This window comes from Sorangium sp. So ce296, from assembly GCF_051529605.1.
In the GTDB taxonomy this organism is placed as follows: Bacteria; Myxococcota_A; Polyangia; order Polyangiales; family Polyangiaceae; genus Sorangium; species Sorangium cellulosum_D.
This window is the reverse complement of sequence record NZ_CP150325.1, coordinates 2360694-2380594: the sequence shown is the minus strand read 5'-3', so window position 1 is coordinate 2380594 and position 19901 is coordinate 2360694. Positions and strand designations below refer to the sequence as shown.

Genomic DNA, 19901 nt, shown 5'->3' with positions numbered 1-19901 from the left:
GGAGCCGCCATGGACCCGATCACGCTCGCGGCGCAGCGTTTCCGGAGAGAATGGCAGGCGTTCTGGTCCCCGCCGCCCGGCCACGAGCGGAGCGGGCCGAGAGCGCTGCGGGTCAGGACAGGCCCGGCAGATCGGAGAGACTGGTTGAAGACGCTCCGGTGGATGGAGTGGCAGCCGGACAACCGGCACCCTTTCGTGGTGGTCGAGGCGTCCTTCGCAGGCGAAGCGGCGTACGTCGAGGCGATCGCCGAGCGGCTCGAGCGCGACCTCGCCGCGCTTCGAGACGGGCTCGCGAAAGACGGGCTGGCGCTGCCGCCGCTCCCTCCGGCGAGGGGACCCGTGGACCAAGCCGCGCTGCGGAAGCGCCTCGCGGAAGCAGGGCGGACGGCGGCCGGTGTGCTCGATGGGCTCGTCGTCGTGCTCGCTCCCGCGCAGGTCGAGCAGGCGTCGGCGTACCGCGATCTGGTCGGGCGCCTCGTCCCGGTATCCAACGGGACCACGCTGCGCCTCGCGGCGCTCGAGGTGCCCGGCAGCGATCTTGCCGCGCTTCTTCCGGGCGAGGCGAGGTTCGAGGTCGACCAGGCGGCGCTGCTCGATTCCCTCAGGCAGCTCGGTGGCGATGGCACGCCGGCGCCCACCGAAGGGCAGCCGAAGCTGGCCCCCCGCCAGAAAGACGCCGTAGAGCGGGCGCTCGGCCGGAAGATCGCCTCGGAGGACGCAGGCGCGTCATTGCGCCGGCTGCTGCTCGACGGCGGCAAGGCGATGCAGGACGGCGCGTTCAAGCGCGCCGTTCGCAAGCTGCGCGCCGCCCGCATGCTCTGCCATGTGAGCGGCCTCGATCAGGAGGAGGCCGCAGCGTCGATCGCGCTGGGCAGCGCCGCGACCGCGGCGGGTGACCCGCGCGCCGCGCTCGCCGCCTTTCGCCAGGGCAAGGCGCTCGCCCTCGCCGCCGGGCGCCGGCTGCTCGGGGCTCACGCGGCGCTCGGCGAGGCGGGCGTCCTCCTCGCAGCGAAGCGCCTGGCCGAGGCGCGCGAAGCGTATGCCGCGGCCGCGAACCTGGGGCAGGAGGCGCCAGCGCTCGTGCTCGAGGCGATGCGCATGCACGGCGAGTGTTCGCGCCTGGAAGGCCATCCCGCGCTGGCCAAGCGGACGTGGGAGGACGCGCTCGCGTTCGCCCAGTCGCTCGACCCCGGCGTGCGGAAGACGACCTCGTACGCCGCCGTCGGGGCGTCCCTCGTGGAGCTGCTGCGGACGGCGGGAAGGCCAGCGGAGGCGCTCGCCACGGAGCTGCGTGTGCAGCAGCTCGGCGCGGCGGAAAAGGCGATCTCGGCGTGAGAGCAGGCCGGCGGCGATTCCGTCGTCCCACGTCACCGCGCCGCCATGGTCGTCGACCTCCACATCGATCGAGCGCCGTCTACCGTTCTGTCGCTATCTCATAGGGTCCGCTCCGCATGCGCCGTCTCCGCGCCGCCTCCTCCACCACCTTCCTCGCCTTGACCTCGGCCTTCCGCGCCTCGATCGCGGCGAGCTGGGCGCGCTCGGCCTCGACCTCGGCGCGCTCCCGGTCTTCCACCGCGTCGCGGAGCATCAGCTCGGCCAGCACGAGCTGCGCCTCGCTCTCCCGCCGCGCCTTGTCCGCCGCGCTCCTCGCCTCCGCCGCGCTCGCGATCGCCCGCCACATGTCCTCGTTCTGACCCATGATCAGCCAGTTCTGGTGAGTCGCCTTCACGAACCCCGTCCCCGAGACCATCAGCAGCAACAGCGCCGCGATGACCCCGGTGACGAGCCGGCGCCGCCGGCGCTGCTTGTCGTCGGCCAGCCGGAGCACCTCCTCCAGGAAGAGCCGCTCCCGCTCCGGCATCTCCCGCCGGTAGCGCCTGCGAAAGCCGCGCGCCTCCTCGGCCACCTTGCCGCGCCAGAGCATGTCCGCGGCGCGATGGCTCGAATCCCACAGCCTCGCCGCCGCGCGCAGCCGGTCCAGGAACACCGCGTCCTCCTCGCTCTCGTCGAGCCAGCGCTTGAGCGTCGGCCAGCGCTCGATCAGCGACTCGTGCACGATCTCCACCGTGCCGCCCGCGCGATCGCTCCCCCGCTCGATCGCCAGGAGCCGCCCGTCGGCGAGCAGGCCGACCACCCGCTCGATGGCGACCGGATCCCCGGGCAGCTCGCAGAGCTCGCCCAGGCTGGCCACGGCGCACGTCCGCTCCGGCGTCACCAGGCGCTCCAGGACCGCCCGCGCCAGCTTCGCCTGGCGCCCGCTCATCCCGGCCAGGAGCGTGTCGGCGTGGCTGGCCAGCGCGCCGGCCACGCCGCCGAGCGCCTCGTAGCTCGCCCGCGTGAGCAGCCGGCGCTTGCGATCGCGCATCTCCCAGAGCCTCGCCGCCGTGAACTGGAGCAGCGGCAGCGCGCCGTGCGTCGCCTCCAGCGCGTCGAGGATGCCTTCGACCATCGCCGGGTCCTCGATCTCGTGCCGCGCCGCCTCGATCGGCCTCACCAGCGCCTCGCGCAGCCCCTCGCGCCCCATCGGCCGGAGGAACACGAGGCCGCGGAGCATCGCCGCCATGAAGCGCTCGTGCCCGGCCAGCCGCTCGATGAAGTCCGATCGCACCGACACGACGACCCGCAGCGGCGACGAGGCGTCGTCGGCGATGCCCTCCAGGCACGCGAGGAACGCCGCGCGCTCGTCGGCCGGGGCGCCGAGCGTGAACAGCTCCTCGAACTGATCGACGAACACCACGAGGCGCTTCTGCGCGCGGGCCGCCCACCCGCGGAGCGCCGCGCCGAGCAGGCCCGGCTCGGCGCGCAGCCGCGGGGCCAGCGCCGCGCGCGCCTCCGCGCCGCCCTCCGGGACGAGCGCCTGCAGCTCGGCGCTCAGGGTCACGGCCGGGCTCGTGAAGAGCTCCGCGAGCGCCGCCGTCGGCTCGCGCCCGGGCCGCACGACGAGCGCCTCCCAGCCCTCGCCGGAGCGCTTGAGCGCCGGGATCACCCCGGCCCGCACGAGCGACGACTTCCCCACGCCCGACGCGCCCGCGATCGCGAGCAGCGGCTGGTTGCGGAGGCGCGCGACGACGCCCGCGACGTCCTGCGCGCGGCCGAAGAAGCGGTCGGCGTCGGCCTCCTGGAAGGACGAGAGGCCGGCGAACGGGCTCTCGTCGGCGCCGAGGTGGATCTCCCCGCACCCGGGCAGGAGGGGCAGGAGCTCGGCCAGGAGCTCCTCGGCGGAGGCGTACCGCTCGGCTCTGCGCTTGCGCAGGCAGCGATCGATGATCGCGCCGAGCGCGCCGAGCTCGGGGTGGCGCGCGCCGACCTCGGGCATCGGCTCGTCGAGGGCCGGCACGCGGAGGAGGACCATCCTGTCGTACGGCGCGAGCGGGTGCGCGCCGAGCACGAGCTCGTGCAGCATGACGCCCACCGCCCAGATGTCGCTGGACGGGTCGATCTCGACGCCTCTCCATTGCTCGGGGGACATGTACGGCAGCGTGCCGATCATCCCTCCGTCGGGGGTGAGGCGCGCGTCTCCGGCGAACGAGCCCTCGGCCGCGAGGCTCGCCTCGTCGTCGCGCAGCCTGGCGATGCCGAAATCGACCACTTTGATCGCGCCCGACGCGTCCAGCATGATGTTCTCGGGCTTGAGGTCGCGATGGACGATGCCGGACGCGTGCGCGCTCGCGAGGGCGCGCACGACGGGGACCATCATGTCGACCGCGAGGCCGGGCGGCAGCGGCGCCGTCGACGCCTCCTCGCCGGCGCCCGCGGGCCTGCGCTGCTCCATCCAGCCGCGGAGGCTCTGGCCCTCGATGTACTCGAGCACCATGTACGGATATCCGTCGTGCTCGTTCACCTCGTAGATCGTCACGATATGCTCGTGCTTGCAGCGCGCGGTGGCCTGCGCCTCGACCAAGAAGCGCTGCACCCCGAGGCTGCTGAGCCGGGTGAGCAGCTTGATCGCGACCAGGCGCGCGAGCCGCGTGTCGCGCGCGAGGAACACCACGCCCATCCCACCCTGGCCGAGCTCGCGCAGGAGCTCGTAATGGCCGATGCGGGTGCCGGCCGAAGGCGGCGGCTTGGTCTGCAACCGCAGCGAGGGCGGCGGGGCGACCACCGCGGTCGCCGCGCGGCCCTTCCGCTCGCGAGCGCCCGCGGCCGCGCAGCCGGCTTCGAACGTCTCCCCCTGAGGCAGCGTGGCGCTCGTCGGCGACGCGGAGGAAAGCAAGGTATTCGCGTAGGGAGCGTCCTTATGCCCATCGCTGCTCATCGCTCGATCTCCCGCTCCCGCGATCTTGCTCGACTGCGCAGCAAATCGACGGAGCGACTTCCCGGTGACCATCGTGGCAGGCATCTCCCCCTCCTCCTGTGCGAGACGGCTCGATGATCAACGTGTGAGTCGCCCCTTCGATGCAGTCCAATGGAGGAATGAGGTGAATTTGGTCAGATAATGTGGGATGCGATCCTGTGCATACCCGACGTCGACGCCGGGCAAGCCTCTTGCGCCGTCAGGTCAAACCCTCGATCGCACTGTCGAATCGTGGCCTCTGGGCCCGCTGGCGCCGAGCCGCATGCGCCAATTCCGTGCAACATGCGTCGATGCGCGCAACCGCTGTTGATTTCTGAGACGCTTGCTGCTTGCTCGTGCCTCGCCAGCTCGGCGGGCGCGGAGGAATACCCGCCGACGTCGGGAAGATGCGACAGGTTGGCGTGATGCTCGCCCCTGGATCCGCGGCGCCCCCCGTGAGGCGCTGTCCGCTGTCCACGCCTTGCACACGAGACGCCCCGCTGGACGGGCGCGCAGCCGCAAACCCGAGGCTCTCGGGAATCCACGACTCGCCGCGTGACACCCGGCGATCCGTCGCGAACGGGCCTCGAGCTTGCATCGCCGTGGACGCAGCCTGCATGGGACGACACCCGGCAAGCCGCTCGGATCGTGAAAGGAGTCGGCGATGAAGCTGGTGAAAGCGCTCGGTGCGCTGGCGCTGTCCGGGATCGCGCTCGGCGCCGCGCAGCTCGCGGCAGCGGAGGACACGGTACCCGTCCAGGAGCTCGTGATCGTGGAGGAGGCAGCGAGCCCGACGCTCGCCGACGCCCGGATCCCCCCGGACGATAGCCCCTATCGCGGGGACCTCCGGCCCTATGGGCTCTTGCGGCCGTACAGGCCCTTCGAGCCGTACAGGCCCTTCGAGCCTTACAGGCCCTTCCGGCCGTATGGGCACTTCGTGCCGCACAGGCCGTTCCGGCCCTTCCGGCCGTTCGATCCCTACGACGCGCGGCTCCGTGACCGCGGGCGATCCGAGGCGACGCCGGCAGGGGGCTGCCCCATGCCCGCCGTGAGCCTCCAGGATCGCTGACGCCGCTAGACGGCGCATCTCCCCAGCATCGCCCGCCCGCCCCGCAGGAGAGCGGCGGCGCGCCGTGAGCGGGCCGAGCGGCGGCGCGCCGTGAGCGGGCCGAGCGGCGGCGCGCCGTGAGCGGGCCGAGCGGCGGCGCGCCGTGAGCGGGCCGAGCGGCGGCGCCGGTCCGATGAAGTATCCTGCGCCCGATGCCCCCTCCCGATGCAGCCGAGCCCGGCGCCCGGCACGCCGCCCTCCCGCCCGCCGAGCTCTTCCATCGCATCTTCGCGCTGCTCGCGGCCATGGAGGAGGCGCAGCGGGCCAAGGTCGTCGAGCTCGCGCGGCGCCTCATCCCCACGCTCACGGCCGAGGACATCCGCAACCCGCACGACTTCCCCGGCCTCGACGACCCGGACTGGCACTTCGAGGACGGGCAGCTCGCCGGCATCGAGTCCGTTCGGTTTGCGCTCCGCGGTCTCGCGCGCGATGTTCTGGGGGATGGCGAAGGGCGCGAAGCGCGAGAGAGACCCGAGAGCGACGGCCAGCCCGGGGCGGGCCGCGAAGGCGGCGGCACACAAGGCGAATGAGGCGTTTTACCAGCCGTTCTCCACGCTCCGGCAGCTGACGAAGCCGAAGCCCAAGCCGGCCGCGACGCCCGACGCGAAGGCCAAGGCCGCCGCGACGCCCGACGCGAAGGCCAAGACGGCCGCGGCGCCCGACGCGAAGGCCAGGGCGAAGGCGGAGCCCGAGGCGAAGGCCAGGGCGAAGGCGTCCGCCGGCGCGGCGGCGCAGGCAGGCGTCGAGCCGGCGCCGCGGCCCGTCGACCCCGAGACGTTCGCGATCTACATGGCAGGCGTCCGCGTGCTCGAGGACCGCGTGAACCGGATCCCGGTCACCGCGAGCCGCGTCGAGCGCGCCGCGCTGCCGACGATCGCGTCCGATCCGGACGAGGAAGCGCGCTCGCGCATGCGCTCGCTCGTCATCGAGGGCATCAAGTTCGAGACCACGGACGACAGCGCGCGCATCGAGGGCAGGCGCCTCGACGTCGATCCGCGCGAGCTCCGGCGGCTCCGGCGCGCCCGCTACGCCGTCGACGGCACCCTCGACCTGCACGGCCTGAGGCTCGAGGCGGCCCGCGAGGCCGTCGAGGCCTTCGTCTGCAAGCGCCAGCGCGACGGCGATCGCGTCGTCGCCATCGTCCACGGCAAGGGCAACCACTCGCCCGGCGGCCACGCCGTGCTCCGCGGCGAGATCGCCGCCTGGCTCAGCAACGGCCGCGTCGCCCGCCACGTCGCCGCGTTCTCCACGGCCCCGGACGCCGAGGGCGGCGCCGGCGCCGTGCTCGTGCTGCTCGCGCGATGAGGCCGGAGGCGCGCAGGGAGCCTGCCGAGACGCCGGGGCACGCGCGGCGGCCGGCCGCGCGCGCCAAGCGCGGCGTCCTGCTGCCGGCCGCGCGGGCGGCGCTCGGCGGCCTGCTGCCGGCCGCGGCGCTGCTCGCCCTGCTGCCCGCGTGCGCGCCGGCCCTGGCCGCGCCGCCCGCGACGCCGCCGAGGCTCGCGCCGCCCCCACCCCCATCGACGCTCGGCGACGGCGAGCTCGGCGAATACCGCTCGGAGCGCTTCGATCTCCTGCTCCCCTTGCCCGACGCGCGCAGCTTCCGCGTCGAGGACGGCGAAGGCCCCTGGCTCGTCGCGACCCACGCCGCGTCGTCGACGTCGCTGCTCGTCCGCACCTGGCGCGAGGACGGCCGCGCGAGCCGCGCCGCGTGCGAGGCGCGCGCGCGGCTCTGGCGCGACCTGCCGCGCCCCGACCAGAGCCTCACCGCCGTGGAGCGCCGGATCGACGTGCCCGAGGGCTTCGACACCGTCGTGGCGATCGGCGTCGCCGACGCCCCGCCCGGCGCGCCGATCGACGGCTTCGCGGTCGCCTTCGGCGGCTCCGGCCGGCGCTGCTTCGCCTTCGTCGCCGAGACGCGCGCCGCGGGGCCCTCCGCCGAGCGGCTCGTCGGCGAGCGGCTCGCCGCGGTGGTCGAGATCTCCCTCGGCGGCCTCCGCCTCGTGCGCGAGACCGCGCCCGCCGTGCCGCGCGAGCCGCTGCCCTGAGCGCGAGCCGCCGCCCTGAGCGCGAGCCGCCGCCCCGAGCGCGAGCCGCCGCCCTGAGCGCGAGCCGCCGCCCTGAGCGCGAGGCTCAGCGGTAGACGCCGCCCCGCGCGCGGGCCTCGAGCGCCGCGGCGAGCTCCTCCTCGCCGATCGACCAGGCCTCGGCCGACAGCGCGCGCGCCTCGGCGGGCTTGAGCGCCTCGAGCGCCCGCGGCGCGAAGCGCAGCCGCGACAGCGACAGGAGGCGCTCCAGCGCCTCGGACGTCACGCCGCTCTGGAGCTCCCTCCGCCACGCGCGCTCGATCGCCTCGAGCCGCGCGGGGCTCTTCCACGCGTCGGCGAGCACCACGCGGCCGAGCCGTGCGTCGATCGCGTCGATCCCGGTGGGCAGCGCGACGATCGCCTGCTGCGCCGCGCGCGCCGGATCGCCGAGGCCGAGGGAGAGCAGCGCCCGCGCCGCGTCGAGCAGCCGCACCTCGTCGGGCCGGAGCGCGGCCCGATCGACGTACGGGAGCCGCTCCAGCGCGATCGCATAGCGCTCGCGGCGCGCGGCGTCGATCACGGAGGCCAGCGCGCAGAGGACCCGCGCCGTCGGCGGCGAGAACCACGGATCCGCGCGCTCGCTCGGCCGCTGCGCGGGGTCGTCGAGCTCGAGGGCGGCGGCGCGCCACACCGACGCGCGCGCGGCGAGGACGGCGCGCGTGGCCTGCACCGCCAGCAGGAAGAGCGCGACCGCGGGGAGCAGGCCCTTCGCGCCCCAGCGCTCGCCGAGGAGGCAGCTCGCCCCGACGAGGAGCGACAGCAGGAGGGCGAGCGTCCGCCGACGCCGGCGCCGCGCGGCGTCGCCCGCCGAGCCGGCGGCCCCGTCCGTCACGCCGACGGTCTCGGCGCACCGCTCGAGCAGCCACGTCCAGGCAGATCCCACGTCCGCGGGATCAGGATGCCCGTCGCTACGCCTCGGCGCGAGGCTTTTCGATCTCCGCGCAGAGCGCGCGGGTGAAGTCGTCGGTGCTCGCGGTGCCGCCGAGGTCGCGGGTGCGCACCTGGCCGGCCCGGTAGACCGCCGTGAGCGCCCGCTCGATCCGGTCGGCCGCCTCGTGCTCGCCGAGGTGCCGCAGCATCATCACGGCGCTCTGCACGAGCGCCGTCGGGTTCGCGTAGCCCTTGCCCGCGATGTCCGGCGCCGACCCGTGCACCGCCTCGAAGACCGCGGCCTCGTCGCCGATGTTCGCGCCGGGCACGATCCCGAGGCCGCCGACCAGGCCGGCGCCGAGATCCGAGAGGATGTCGCCGTACAGGTTCTCCGTCACGAGCACACCGAGCTTGTTCGGCTCGCGGACCATCGTCATGGCCGCCGCGTCCACGATCATCTCGCCGAGCTGGACCTCGGGGTGACCGACGGCGACGCGCCGCGCGCAGTCGAGCGCCAGGCCGTCGGAGAGCTTCATGATGTTGGCCTTGTGGACGATGGTCACCTTGCTCCGGCCGTGCCGCTTCGCGTACCGGAACGCGAACTCGGCGATGCGCGTCGAGCTGCGCTCGGTCGTGAGCTTGATGCTCTGGGCCACGCCGGGCAGGATCATGAGCTCGAGCCCGGCGTAGAGCCCCTCGGTGTTCTCGCGCACGATGACCATGTCGACGTCGAACCGCGGCTCGACGCCCGGCAGGCTGCGGATCGGCCGCACGTTCGCGTAGAGGTCGAGCGTCTGCCGGAGCGTCACGTTGACCGACCGGAACCCGCCGCCGATGGGCGTGGTCACCGGGCCCTTGAGGGCGATCCGGTTCTTCCGCACGGCGTCGATGACGGGGAGGGGGAGCGGCGAGCCCGTCAGCTTCGCCACCTCGATGCCCGCGTGGTGGATCTCCCAGTCGACGGCGACGCCGGCGGCGGAGACCACGTCCTGAGTCGCCTTCACGACCTCCGGGCCGATGCCGTCGCCGGGGATCAACGTGATGCGATAGGGCATGGTCCGTCCCATTAGCAGGTGTGCTGGCGGGAACAATGGGCAAGCGAGCCCGAGCGCGCGCCGCGCGCTCGCCTGCCGGCGCGCGGGCGACCGGGGGAGGTGGTGCGATGCGCCTTTTACAACCGCGGCCGACCTCGCTAGGGTACGCCCCCGCACGGCCTGACGGGCCGCTGTCCACCTGGAACCGGGCGCGGGCCGGGCCATCCGCCCCCGCCGATGTTCACCAACTAGAGTGAAGGAGCGTGCTCATGCACCCTCGTGTCTTGAAAGGTCGCAGCCTTGCTTTCGCGGCCTTCCTGCCTGCCGTGATCGCGTCGTTCTCGCTGGGGTGCGGTTACTCCGAGGAGGAGTGGAAGGCCCAGCTCGACAAGTACAGCCGCCTCCAGAGCCAGCAGCAGAGCACGGAGCAACGCCTCGCCGAGACGCAGAAGGCGCTCGAGGTGGAGCAGGCGAAGGTCGCGGAGCTGACGAGGCAGCTCGAGGCGGCCGGCGTCGACATCAGCAAGCTGAACGAGAACCTCCAGGCGACGAGCACGCAGGTGTCGCAGCTGAGCTCGACGCTCGAGGAGCGCGAGAAGGCGCTCGCCGAGTTCAAGGCCCGCGCCCGCCAGCTGGAGCAGATCAAGGCGCGCTTCGAGACGCTCCGGAAGAAGCTGGACGAGCTCACGAAGCTCGGCCTCGCGGTGAACATCCGGAACAACCGGATGGTCATCTCGCTGCCGGGGGACGTCCTCTTCGACTCCGGGCGCGAGACGCTGAAGAAGGAGGGCAAGGAGATCCTCCTCAAGGTGGCCACGGTCGTCCGGAACGACCCGTCGCTGCTCAACCGCTACTACCAGGTCGCCGGCCACACCGACAACAAGCCGCTCGCGGGCGGTCAGTTCCGCGACAACTGGGGCCTGTCGCTGATGCGCGCGCGCGAGGTGCTGCTGTACCTGGTCAGCCCGGCCGACATGAAGGGCGGCGGGGGCGCGCTCCCGGTCGCGAAGTGGAGCGCCGCGGGCTTCGCGGACACCGACCCGGTCGCGACGAACGACACGGACGAGGGGCGGCAGAAGAACCGCCGGTGCGACCTCATCGTGGTGCCGAGCGTCGAGGAGATGCTCGACCTCAAGGCGATTACGCAGTAGCGAGGGCTCGCGCGGCGCGCGCTGCGGGTGCGGCGCGCGCTGCGGGTGCGGCGCGCACGGCCGCGGTCGGATCCACGCTCGTCGGGCGCTTCGCCTGCGCCGTCAGGTCGGCTCGGGCCAGCTGCTGTGGCCATCGCCGCCCGGCCAGGGCGGCGCGGTCCTGCGAAACTCGCTCGGCGTCTGGCCGGTCACGGCGCGGAACGCGGCGGCGAACGCGCCGAGGCTCTGGAAGCCGACGTCGACCGCGACCTGCGTGACGCTGGCGCTCGGGCCGGAGAGCAGGTCGAGCGCCCGGAGCACGCGCGCGCGCGTGACGAAGGCGCGCCACGTGACGCCGGTCTCCTCGCGGAACCGCCGCCGCAGCGTGCGCTCGGTCGCCCCGGCGAAGGCGGCGGCCCGCGCGAGATCCGCGCTCGCGACGTCGCTGAGCGCGCACGCGATCGCCCGCTGCACCGGCGGCGTCCTGCCGCGGGGCAGCCGGTACGTGGCGCCGCGATCGAGGAGCGGCGCGATGAGATCCGCCATCGCCGCGAAGAAGGTGTCGGCCGCGGCGTCGTCGGGGCGCCGCGCGACCGGCCAGCGGCGCGCGTAGATCACCATCTCGCGCAGGAGCGCGGTCACCTCGAAGACCCTCACGGCCGCGAGGGGGGAGGGGAACGCCGCGGGCTCGAAATAGATCGAGACGATCGACGCGTCGCGACGGGTGGTCGCGTGCGGCTCGCCCGCGGGGATGAGCGCGGCGCGCTGCGGGGGGAGCAGGAAGGACGCGTCCTCGACGTCGAGGCGCGCCGTGCCGGCCAGGGGACAGAGCAGCTGGTGCCGCGCGTGCGTGTGCCAGGCGTAGGCGACGCCCGGCAGCTCGTCCTCATAGGAGAACGCGCGCGCGGGGACCTTGTCGAGCCCGAGCCTGGCGAGGTGCTCGGCGGTCTCCGTGGGGGTCATGACGCGGGCTTGCACGGCGTGGCCTCTCGGCGACGATCTTTGTCCTGTCGCCGGCAGCCGTAAAGACCGAGGTGGTCCACCTTCGAGCCCCATGAGCCAAGCCGATCCCACGACGCATGATGCGCTGATCCAGGAACAGTTCACAAGGCAGGCCAGGCCGTTCGCCGAGGTCCCGGCCCACTCCGCCGAATCCGCCATGGCGCTGCTGCTCGACGCGCTCGCGCCGGCGCCGGGCGACGCGGCCCTCGACGTCGCCTGCGGGCCGGGCATCGTCGCCTGCGCGCTCGCGCCGCGCGTGGCGAGCGTGCGGGGGCTCGACATCGTCCCGGCGATGCTGGACGAGGCGCGGAAGCGACAGGCGAGCCTCGGCCTCTCCAACGTCACCTGGCAGCTCGGCGACGCGAGCCGGCTGCCCTATCCGGACGAGAGCTTTCGCCTCGTCACGACCCGCTACAGCTTCCACCACCTGCTGGATCCGCTCGTGACGCTGCGCGAGATGGCCCGCGTGTGCCAGAGGAACGGGCGGGTCGCCGTGATCGACGTGGCGCCCGCCGAGGACAAGCGGGACGCGTACGACGCCGCCGAGAAGATCCGCGATCCGTCGCACGCGCGCGCGCACACCGAGCGCGAGCTCGGCGCCCTGTTCGACGCGGCGGGGCTCGAGATCGAGACGACCGCGCGGTACAGGCTCGAGGTGGAGCTCGAGGCCGCGCTCCGGGCCTCCTTCCCGGAGCCCGGCGGGGCGGACCGGCTCCGGGCCCTCTACCGCGCCGACGTCGGCGTCGACGCGCTCGGCGTCGGCGCGGCGCTCCGGGGGGACGAGGTGTGCTTCGCGTATCCGATCGTCATCCTGGTGGGGCGCAAGCGCGGCTGAGCCGAGCGGCGCGCGGCACGGCGCAACGACGGCGCAACGACCGCGCCGGGGGCCGGGAGCTCAGGGGGGCGGCGCGGCCGGGCAGGAGGGGTCGGTCGTCGCCTCGACGTCGTCGACGTGCAGCGTCTCCTGACCGAGCGGCTCGTTGCAGACGCCGCTGGCGCCCAGCTTGAAGGAGAGGTGCTGGGGCCTGCCCGCCGTGCGCGGATCCAGGCAGATCGTCCGCTGCTTCCAGCGCTCGCTGGCGGGGAGGGCGGCGCCCGGGCTCGAGGAGGCGGTCGCCGCGCGGAGGTCGCTCGTGCGGTACCAGAACTTCAGCGCCGGGCCGGCCGTCCCCTCGGGCTCGGGCACCGTGAACACGGTGGAGGCCGACGGCTCCCGGCACGGCTTCTTCACGGACAGCGAGAGGGAGACCTCGCCGGAGTGCGCGGCGGCGGCGTCGACGGCGAGCCTGGCGCTGCCGCGCGAGGGATCGTCCGCGTTCAGGACCCACGCCGGCGAGAGGCTCGCGCCGGCGCCGGCGTTCTCGAAGCCGGGGTCGAACAGCGGCGCGTCCCCGGGGCACCGATCGTCGGAGACGAAGGCGAGATCGTCCACCGCGAAGTCGCGTTGGTTCTCGTCCGTGCACGGCTGGCTGCTCCGGTTCCGGTAGGCGAAGGCGAGCCTGTGGGCCATGCCGAGCGCCCACCGGGGCAAGCAGACGTGCGAGACCTGCGCCTCGCCCGTGCCCGTCAGCGCCGTCAGCTGGTGCGTGCTCAGCGTGACGTTGACGACCGCGCCCGGGCTGCCCTGGCTCCAGATGCGGAGCGCCGGGTTCGGCAGCGCGGGGGAGGGCAACGGGGCCGAGACCGTGCCCTCGAGCGAGGGATACTGGCAGAAGCGCGTGGTGCCGATGTGCCCGCCCTTGCCGCCGCCCTGGCCGAGGCCGCTCGTGACCTCGGAGACGCCGTTCTCCGGCTTCGCCGTCCAGCCCGCGTCGCCTGCCTCGAAGTCGCCGTTCAGCACCTGGCCCGGCAGGGGACAAGCGCTCATCTTATCCGGTCGAATCGCGACGTCATCGAAGGCCAGGATGTAGCCCTGTCCGGCTTCCTCGTCGCACTGGGGAGACCTCCGGGAGGGCCCGAGGAGCAGCTCGATCTGCCCTCCATAGGCGCGCTCTCCCAGGCAGACGCGCTGCGGGGCGAAGGACGAAGAGGGCATGAGATCGAGGTTCGTGAATCCGCCGTTGATGCGGACACCGACGCCCGGGGGACCGATGCAGTCCATGCCCGCGTCGCAGGCGACGTGCGCGGCGAACGTGAGGAGCAGCGGCTCGGCGCACGCGAGGTCCGGCATCGTGAGCTGCTGAGAGAAGCCCGCCATCTGGCACACCGCGCCCCTGCCGATGACCCCGGCCCCCGGGTTGCCGTTGCCCTCGGCCTCGGGGCGGACGAGCGCGGCGCCCGTTGCGCTCCAGGTGTCCGCGCTCTGGAACGAGGGATCCTGCGGGCCTCCCTGCCAGACGCACTCGCCCTCGACGGTGGCGTATCCGTCGGTGCAGCCGCAGCCCGAGATACACACGCCGTCCACGCAGCGGAGCTCGCCGCCGCACTCGCCGAGAGACCCGCACGGACAGCCCTCCTCTCCAGGAGGACAGCCACCGCCGCCCGCCTCCCCGCCGGCGCCGCCCGCGCCCCCGGCAGCGCCGCCCGCGCCGTCGCCCGCGCTCCCTGAGCCGCCTTCTCCCGCGCTCCCGGCGCCGCCCTCGCTCGCGCTCCCTGCGCCGCCCTCGCCCGCGTCCCCTGCGCCGCCCTCGCCGCCCTCGCCGCCCGCATCCGTCGCGCTCGACGCTGCGGCAGGAGCGCCCTGCTCCGTCCCGGAGCAAGCGCTCGCGAGCGCTCCGATCAAGGCGCAGCCACAGGTGAGCGCGCGTGTCCACATATCCATCAATTCAAGTTAGCGGTCGAATCATGCACCGGCAAGGCGGATACCGTCTTTGCACAACAAGATAGATGGATAAGGAGATCTCTCAAGTCGTATCGGGCAAAACCGGAGAGAGCGGCGCTGATCGCTGAATTCGAGCGCTCCTGCGCGGCGCTCGAATGCGCGCGAATACCCATGAACGAGCGCATTCGAGCGCCCGAGGGGCGAGCGCCGGTCCGACGGCGCTTCGCGCGAGCGGCATATTCCCCACACGCGCTCCGCAGCGCGAGTCGATGAACGTCCGCCGTCGCGGCGCCGGCGGACGTTCATCGACTCGCGACGTGCTCGGGGCAGCGCGTCACGCGTCAATCGCCGGAAGCGGCGCCGGAGGTGCGGAGCGCCGCGGGCGGCACGAAGCTCGCGACGGTGCTCCCCCCGGCGGCCTCTGCGTCGAGGAAGGCCCGCAGCTCGGCGAGCAGCGGCCGCGACGCGCCGACGAAGGGCAGGTGATCGTCGCCCGGCAGCTCGACGTAGCGCGCGCCGCGGATGCGGCCGGCCAGGTCGCGCCCGGCCGCCGCGGGGACGGCCCGATCGCCGGCGCGGTGCAGCACCAGCGACGGGACGCTCACCTGGCCCAGCGCCGACCGGATGTCGGCCGCCGCGTGCGCCCGGAGCATGCGCGCCGCCCCGCTCGGGCTCGCGCCGTGGCGCAGGTACGCGGCCCAGGAGCGCCGGAAGGCGGCGTCCTCGGCGGCCGAGGGGGCGAGGCGATCGAGGAAGAGCGGCTCGCCCCAGGCGCTCCGCAGCGCGCGCTCGGCCTCCTCGGCGTCCTCGCCGGCGAGGCCGAAGAGGCACCCGGGCCAGGCCGCCATCTGCGCCGCGCTGCCGAGCGCGATCAGCGCGCGCGCCCGCGCCGGGTGCGCCGCCGCGAGCAGCGCGCACGGCGCGAAGCCGCCCCCCACGCCGAGGAGCGCCGCCCGCTCCACGCCGGCCGCGTCCAGGACGGCGAGCAGATCCTCGGCCTGCTGCTCGGCGGGCGCGCCGGCGCCCTCGCGCTCGCTCATGCCGGTGCCGCGCTGATCGAGCACGATGAGCCGCGACCCCGCGCCGAGCTCGGCGAAGAACCGGGACATGAGCGCGTCCTCCCACGCGGCCTCCACGTGCGTCACCCACCCCTGGACGAGCACCAGATCGAGCGGCCCGTCGCCCGCGGCCTTGTAGGCCAGGCTCGCGTCCGCGCTCGTGGCGAACCGGGTCTCCGCCGCGAGCAGCGGCGCCGGCGCCCGCGCGGAGGAGACCGCCGTCCCCCGCGCGGCCTCGAGCCCGCGCCGCATCGCCTCGGCGACCTGCGCGTACGCGCCCGCCCACGCCCGCGCGGTGGCGGGCGTCCACGCGTCGCCTTCCAGCGCCTCGAGCGCCTCGAGCAGCGCCCGGCCCACGGCGTCGAAGTGCTCGGGCAGCGTGGCGTAGGCCGCGTGGCGGCGCCCGAGCGCCTCGAGCATCTCGATCAGCTTGTCCGGCGCGCGCAGGTTGTCGATCACGAGCTGCAGCGCCGCGGCGAGCTTGAGCCGCTGCTCGCGCATGTCCGGCGGGAACAGCGCCCGGAGCGCCGGCTCCCGGTGGAAGAGCCGCTCGTAGAAGCGCGAGACGAGCTCCTCGGCGCGCGGCGCGAGGCGCGCGAAGGAGGCGCCCACGACGTCCGCGTCCGTCTCCGGCGACCCCGCGGACGCGGGCCCGGAGCGCACGATCTGGAACGCGCGGCAGAGCGCCTCGGTCTCCTCGAGCGCGGCCTGCACCTCCTCGGCCGACGCGAAGCGCGCCCCGGGATCGCGCAGGACGCAGCGGTCGATGACCTCCGCGAGCATCTCCGGGACGTCGGGGCAGAGCGAGCGGAGCGGCGGGAGCGCGCGCGCCGTCACCCAGCTGGCGATGGCGTGCAGGTCGAGCCCGGCGTGGGGCAGCCGGCCCACGCACAGCTCGTAGAGGACCAGCCCGAGCGCGTAGACGTCGGACTGGAGCGTGCCGGCGGTCCCGGCCCAGAGCTCCGGCGCGAGGTAGAGCGGCGTGCCCATCATCGTGCCGCCGTGGGTCAGGCCGGCGGCCTCGAGCGCGGGGGCCGCGTCGGGCTCCGTGAGGATCGCGGTCGTCAACGCCGACACGTCCGAGAGCGGCCGGCGCGCGGGGGCGCCGGGGGGCCTCGACGAGACGCGCCGCCCCGCGTCGCGGCCGGCGGTCCGGTCGACGAGCTTGGCGAGCCCGAAATCGAGCAGCTTCACCTCGCCGCTCGCGTCGAGCATCACGTTCGCCGGCTTGATGTCGCGGTGCAGGACGCCCCGCCGGTGCGCCGCGGCGAGCCCGCGCGCGAGGCCGAGCGCGATGCGCAGCGCGGCCTGCCACGGGACCGGCTTCGGGAGCAGCTCGAGCGGCTCGCCCTCGACGAACTCGTAGGCGATGTAGGGCCGCCCGCGCACCTCGCCGATCCGGAAGACGGCGACGACGTTGGGGTGCTGGAGGCGCGCGATCGCGCGGGCCTCGACGCGCAGCCGCTCGATGGTCCTCGGATCGGGGTTGTCCGCGGCGACGAACTTGAGCGCGACGGGCCGGTCGAGGACCTCGTCGTGGGCGAGGTACACCTGCCCCATGCCCCCGCGGCCGAGCGGCCTGACCACACGGTAATCGTCGAAGGTCGAGGGCGGCGCCCACGGCTCCGAGGACGACGGCGGCGGCTCGGCCTCGCCGGCGCGGTGCCCCGTCGAGGGGAGCAGGAGCGGCGCGCCCACGCCGCTCTCGCTCGGGCGCGCCGAGATCGCGGCGCGGCAGTCGGCGCAGCCGTCGACGTGCGCGCGCAGGGTCGCCGTGGCCTCGTGCGGGAGGCGGCCCTCGAGCCAGGCGGCCAGGGCGTCTTCGGACGGGCACGGGGTCATGCGCTGCGGTTCTCCGGAGCGGCATTCTCCGTGCGAGGAGTGTTCCGCGCAATGGTGGCGCGGGCTCTGCCGCGCCGCGCTGCGCCGCCGCCGTCGCGAGACGGAGCCCGTCTGTCCCGGCCGCGCCGCGACGACGCGCGGCGCGCGCCCGGCGCCCGGCGCCCGGCGTCCGGCAGAGGACCGCTCGCCGCGCGCGGGGCACAGCGCCGGCGGTGGACCGGCGCAGCCGCGGTGTCACGATCTGGAATTGTATGAGCAAGTCGAAGCCACCGCCGAGCCCAGCGCCCCGGTCGGAGACGGTGCGGCAGACGCTCTTGGAGGAGCTGCGCAGGGGCGCCGCGACCGCGTGGGAGCTCTCCGCACGCGTCGGGCTGCGCGAGCGCGACGTGACGCCGCACCTCGAGCACCTCGCGCGCTCGCTGCGCGCCCGCGGCGAGCGGCTCTCGATCGCGCCGGCGCGCTGCCTGGGGTGCGGCTACGCGTTCGACGAGCGGCGCTCGCTGGCGAAGCCGAGCCGCTGCCCGGCGTGCCGCGGGGAGCGCATCGAGGCGCCGCGGTTCCGCGTCGACGCGGGCGAAGGGTGACCCTCCCCGCGGCCGCTCACAGCGTCGGTCGATCGAGCGCCCCGGGGCGCCGCCGCCGCGCGGCGCGGGCCTCCACCTCGCCGAGCAGGCGCGGGCCCGCGCGCTCGCCCGCGCCCGCGAAGAACGCGCGGGCGCGGGCGGGATCGCCGTGCGCCGCGTAGAGCTCGACGAGCTCGCGCTCCGCGGCCTCGTCGATCGTCGCCTCCGGCGAGCCCGCGCGCGCGGGGCCGAGCTGCACGATGGCGCGCAGCGCCTCCATCGCCTCCTCGACGGCGCCCCCGCGGCCGAGCCCCCGCAGGCTCCACGACTTCACGTAGAGCGCGCGCTTTCGCAGCGCCGCGCCCGCGGCGCCGCGGAGGGCGGCGTCGCAGGCGCTCACGGCCTCGTCGAGGCGCCCCGCCGCGAACGCGAGGTTGGCCAGCGCGAGGTGGGCCTCGGGCGCCTCGCGCGAGGCCGGGTGCTCGAGGGCGAGCTGGCGCAGCCGCGCCTCGGCGCCGCGCAGGTCCCCGCTGTCCTGGAGCGCCTGCGCGAGCTTGAGGAGCGCCGAGGGCCGCTGCTCCGCCGCGCGCAGCGCCGGCGCGTCGACGAGCGCGGCGTAGGCCGCGACGGTCCTCGAGAGCGCCCGCGCGGCCTCCGCCTCGAGCGCCGCCCGCCGGGCCTCGGCGCGCTCGCCCGCGGCGCCGGCCTCCGCGGCCTCGTCGAGCACGAAGAGCTGCACGCCGATCGCGCGGCGGCGGCTCGCCAGCGACTCCGCCTCACGGAAGAGCCGCTCCGCCGCCGCGCCCGCGTCTCCGTGACCGCTGCGCGCCGGCGCCGCCGCGCCCGCGCCTCCGTGACCGCTGCGCGCCGGCGCCGCTGCGCCCGCGTCTCCATGGCCGGCGTGCGCCGGCGCCCCCCGCGCGATGCACCCCGCCGAGGCGAGGGCGACGGCCGCGAGGGCGGCGAGCCGCCGCGCCGCCGCCCTGCGCGGCTCCGTGAACCTCCCGGCGGCGCTCGCTGCGCTCTCCAGCACCCGTGACACTCCCTCTCCTCGTGACTCACCGGCTGCAGAGGGCGCGAAACGCCGCGCCCCTCGCGAGCCGAACGGCGCGGGAAGATAGCGGCGGACGCCCCCGCGACCAGGCCAATCGGCGGCGAGCGCGCCGATTCTCGCCCTGCTGCCGCGCGGAGATCTGGGCCTTTCGAGCGCCGTGCGCGGCGGACCACACGCGGCGCGCCGGGCGGGGCGAGGCGCCGCCGCGCACGCACCGGAGCGCGCTCCGCCTCGGCCCGTCCATTGCGTCTCGGCCTTCATCTTCCCCGTCCGCGCCGTCGATTCACACCGGGCGGGGAACGCAACGAGATGGAGAGTCACGACATGGCGACAAAGGTGAACTGCCTCCCGTTCACGATGCCCTCGATGCCGCGCCTCGGGCTCGACGACCTCGAGGACCGCTTCAGGCGCCTTTCGCTCCTCCTGTACGACACGAGCGTTCCGGGCGCGACGCTGGAGAAGGAGGTTTATCCCTACCTCGCCCCTGGCATCGAGTTCGTCGGTCCGTGGCGGCGCGTGCGCGGCGTCGAGACGTACCAGGTCGACCTCTCCGGAGCGCGCGGCGGTCCCCGCTTCGACCTCGACGTCTCGCAGCTGAGCGTCCGGCTCTGCGCGCCGCGCGACGCGGGCCGCGCCGTCGTCGACGGCACCCTCTACCTGAGGCTGTTCCCGCGCTGCGCGTACCCGATGCGGGTGATCCTGACGTACGAGTTCGACCTGATCGATGGCGGCGAGAGCTTCAGGATCACGCGTCACGAGGAGATCTGGCGCGTCGCGGACATCCTGCGGAACGTTCCGTTCATCGGCCGCTCTTACGACGTCTTCCGGTCCTGCTCGGGTTACCTCTTCACCGGGGCGGTGCTCCTCTCCCGCGCCCTCGCCGGCCGGCCGGCCAGCCCCGAGGCCGCGCGGGACGCGCCCGGAGCACGAAACGCGCACGGACGTCCCGCTTGACGAGCCCAGGTCACCGCGATAAAACTCCCCTCGTGAGCTCCCGCCTCACCGCGACCACGACGACCACTACCCGCACCGGCGGGATGGTTCTCGTGTGCATGCGATGAGCTGACGAACCACGAGACACCAAGCCCCGCCGGACTCCGGACGGGGCACGTCGCTTTTCAG

The 19901-nt window shown here is 74.7% G+C and carries 16 protein-coding genes; 9 read left to right on the top strand and 7 right to left on the bottom strand.

Features of this window, described 5'->3' with window-relative positions; translation table 11 throughout:
- Nucleotides 1-9: 9 nt before the first annotated feature.
- A complete protein-coding gene (locus WME98_RS09145) occupies nucleotides 10-1335 on the top strand; it encodes a hypothetical protein (RefSeq protein ID WP_437950922.1) in 1326 nt (441 codons plus the stop codon).
- Nucleotides 1336-1414: 79 nt separating this feature from the next.
- Here WME98_RS09145 and WME98_RS09140 read toward each other — a convergent pair whose 3' ends face one another.
- On the bottom strand, nucleotides 1415-4255 hold the full coding sequence (locus tag WME98_RS09140) for a serine/threonine-protein kinase (RefSeq protein ID WP_437953966.1): 2841 nt from the start codon (nucleotides 4253-4255) through the stop codon (nucleotides 1415-1417).
- A gap of 682 nt (nucleotides 4256-4937) precedes the next feature.
- On the opposite strand from WME98_RS09140, the gene WME98_RS09135 reads away from it, so the two are divergent.
- From WME98_RS09135 to WME98_RS09120, 4 genes are all read left to right on the top strand, one after another.
- Complete coding sequence (locus WME98_RS09135; protein ID WP_437950921.1) at nucleotides 4938-5342, top strand: hypothetical protein; 405 nt, start codon at nucleotides 4938-4940, stop codon at nucleotides 5340-5342.
- A gap of 191 nt (nucleotides 5343-5533) precedes the next feature.
- Nucleotides 5534-5911 carry a hypothetical protein gene (locus WME98_RS09130; protein ID WP_437950920.1) on the top strand — a complete coding sequence of 126 codons (378 nt, stop codon included), beginning with the start codon at nucleotides 5534-5536 and terminating at the stop codon, nucleotides 5909-5911.
- Nucleotides 5823-6686 (top strand): Smr/MutS family protein, encoded by an 864-nt coding sequence (locus WME98_RS09125; protein WP_061627684.1) that lies wholly within the window; start codon nucleotides 5823-5825, stop codon nucleotides 6684-6686. Before WME98_RS09130 ends, WME98_RS09125 begins: the two co-directional genes overlap by 89 nt.
- Complete coding sequence (locus WME98_RS09120) at nucleotides 6683-7426, top strand: hypothetical protein (protein ID WP_437950919.1); 744 nt, start codon at nucleotides 6683-6685, stop codon at nucleotides 7424-7426. Before WME98_RS09125 ends, WME98_RS09120 begins: the two co-directional genes overlap by 4 nt.
- An 85-nt stretch (nucleotides 7427-7511) precedes the next feature.
- Here WME98_RS09120 and WME98_RS09115 read toward each other — a convergent pair whose 3' ends face one another.
- Together WME98_RS09115 and WME98_RS09110 are read right to left on the bottom strand one after the other, a co-directional pair.
- Entirely contained in the window at nucleotides 7512-8348 is an 837-nt protein-coding gene (locus WME98_RS09115) for a hypothetical protein (protein WP_437950918.1), read from the bottom strand.
- A 25-nt stretch (nucleotides 8349-8373) separates the two neighbouring features.
- Nucleotides 8374-9390, bottom strand: coding sequence for an isocitrate/isopropylmalate dehydrogenase family protein (locus WME98_RS09110; protein WP_437568038.1), 1017 nt, complete (start codon nucleotides 9388-9390; stop codon nucleotides 8374-8376).
- Between the two features lie 248 nt (nucleotides 9391-9638).
- Here WME98_RS09110 and WME98_RS09105 point away from each other — a divergent pair, with 248 nt between their 5' ends.
- Nucleotides 9639-10520 carry an OmpA/MotB family protein gene (locus WME98_RS09105; RefSeq protein WP_061622058.1) on the top strand — a complete coding sequence of 294 codons (882 nt, stop codon included), beginning with the start codon at nucleotides 9639-9641 and terminating at the stop codon, nucleotides 10518-10520.
- A gap of 102 nt (nucleotides 10521-10622) precedes the next feature.
- Here WME98_RS09105 and WME98_RS09100 read toward each other — a convergent pair whose 3' ends face one another.
- A complete protein-coding gene (locus WME98_RS09100) occupies nucleotides 10623-11462 on the bottom strand; it encodes an AraC family transcriptional regulator (RefSeq protein ID WP_437333014.1) in 840 nt (279 codons plus the stop codon).
- A 91-nt stretch (nucleotides 11463-11553) separates the two neighbouring features.
- Between WME98_RS09100 and WME98_RS09095 the strand changes: the two genes are divergently transcribed.
- Nucleotides 11554-12336, top strand: coding sequence for a class I SAM-dependent methyltransferase (locus tag WME98_RS09095; protein ID WP_437950917.1), 783 nt, complete (start codon nucleotides 11554-11556; stop codon nucleotides 12334-12336).
- A gap of 60 nt (nucleotides 12337-12396) precedes the next feature.
- On the opposite strand, the gene WME98_RS09090 is transcribed toward WME98_RS09095, so the two are convergent.
- Together WME98_RS09090 and WME98_RS09085 are read right to left on the bottom strand one after the other, a co-directional pair.
- Nucleotides 12397-14262, bottom strand: coding sequence for a hypothetical protein (locus WME98_RS09090; protein ID WP_437950916.1), 1866 nt, complete (start codon nucleotides 14260-14262; stop codon nucleotides 12397-12399).
- 341 nt (nucleotides 14263-14603) lie between these two features.
- On the bottom strand, nucleotides 14604-17162 hold the full coding sequence (locus tag WME98_RS09085) for an alpha/beta fold hydrolase (protein ID WP_437950915.1): 2559 nt from the start codon (nucleotides 17160-17162) through the stop codon (nucleotides 14604-14606).
- 251 nt (nucleotides 17163-17413) lie between these two features.
- Here WME98_RS09085 and WME98_RS09080 point away from each other — a divergent pair, with 251 nt between their 5' ends.
- Nucleotides 17414-17746, top strand: a complete 333-nt coding sequence (locus WME98_RS09080; protein ID WP_437950914.1) for a transcriptional regulator — start codon at nucleotides 17414-17416, stop codon at nucleotides 17744-17746.
- A gap of 16 nt (nucleotides 17747-17762) precedes the next feature.
- Here WME98_RS09080 and WME98_RS09075 read toward each other — a convergent pair whose 3' ends face one another.
- Nucleotides 17763-18767 carry a tetratricopeptide repeat protein gene (locus tag WME98_RS09075; protein ID WP_437950913.1) on the bottom strand — a complete coding sequence of 335 codons (1005 nt, stop codon included), beginning with the start codon at nucleotides 18765-18767 and terminating at the stop codon, nucleotides 17763-17765.
- Nucleotides 18768-19103: 336 nt separating this feature from the next.
- Here WME98_RS09075 and WME98_RS09070 point away from each other — a divergent pair, with 336 nt between their 5' ends.
- Nucleotides 19104-19733: a hypothetical protein gene (locus tag WME98_RS09070; protein ID WP_437950912.1), complete on the top strand. Its 630-nt coding sequence runs from the start codon at nucleotides 19104-19106 to the stop codon at nucleotides 19731-19733.
- The last annotated feature ends 168 nt before the right edge of the window (nucleotides 19734-19901 follow it).

Excerpts from the sequence above, each read along its gene's own strand:
- WME98_RS09145 (WP_437950922.1), top strand. The coding sequence starts at position 10 with ATGGACCCGATCACGCTCGCGGCGCAGCGTTTCCGGAGAGAATGGCAG.
- WME98_RS09140 (WP_437953966.1), bottom strand. The coding sequence starts at position 4,255 with ATGAGCAGCGATGGGCATAAGGACGCTCCCTACGCGAATACCTTGCTT.
- WME98_RS09135 (WP_437950921.1), top strand. The coding sequence starts at position 4,938 with ATGAAGCTGGTGAAAGCGCTCGGTGCGCTGGCGCTGTCCGGGATCGCG.
- WME98_RS09130 (WP_437950920.1), top strand. The coding sequence starts at position 5,534 with ATGCCCCCTCCCGATGCAGCCGAGCCCGGCGCCCGGCACGCCGCCCTC.
- WME98_RS09125 (WP_061627684.1), top strand. The coding sequence starts at position 5,823 with ATGGCGAAGGGCGCGAAGCGCGAGAGAGACCCGAGAGCGACGGCCAGC.
- WME98_RS09120 (WP_437950919.1), top strand. The coding sequence starts at position 6,683 with ATGAGGCCGGAGGCGCGCAGGGAGCCTGCCGAGACGCCGGGGCACGCG.
- WME98_RS09110 (WP_437568038.1), bottom strand. The coding sequence starts at position 9,390 with ATGCCCTATCGCATCACGTTGATCCCCGGCGACGGCATCGGCCCGGAG.
- WME98_RS09105 (WP_061622058.1), top strand. The coding sequence starts at position 9,639 with ATGCACCCTCGTGTCTTGAAAGGTCGCAGCCTTGCTTTCGCGGCCTTC.
- WME98_RS09100 (WP_437333014.1), bottom strand. The coding sequence starts at position 11,462 with ATGACCCCCACGGAGACCGCCGAGCACCTCGCCAGGCTCGGGCTCGAC.
- WME98_RS09095 (WP_437950917.1), top strand. The coding sequence starts at position 11,554 with ATGAGCCAAGCCGATCCCACGACGCATGATGCGCTGATCCAGGAACAG.
- WME98_RS09090 (WP_437950916.1), bottom strand. The coding sequence starts at position 14,262 with ATGGATATGTGGACACGCGCGCTCACCTGTGGCTGCGCCTTGATCGGA.
- WME98_RS09085 (WP_437950915.1), bottom strand. The coding sequence starts at position 17,162 with ATGACCCCGTGCCCGTCCGAAGACGCCCTGGCCGCCTGGCTCGAGGGC.
- WME98_RS09080 (WP_437950914.1), top strand. The coding sequence starts at position 17,414 with ATGAGCAAGTCGAAGCCACCGCCGAGCCCAGCGCCCCGGTCGGAGACG.
- WME98_RS09070 (WP_437950912.1), top strand. The coding sequence starts at position 19,104 with ATGGCGACAAAGGTGAACTGCCTCCCGTTCACGATGCCCTCGATGCCG.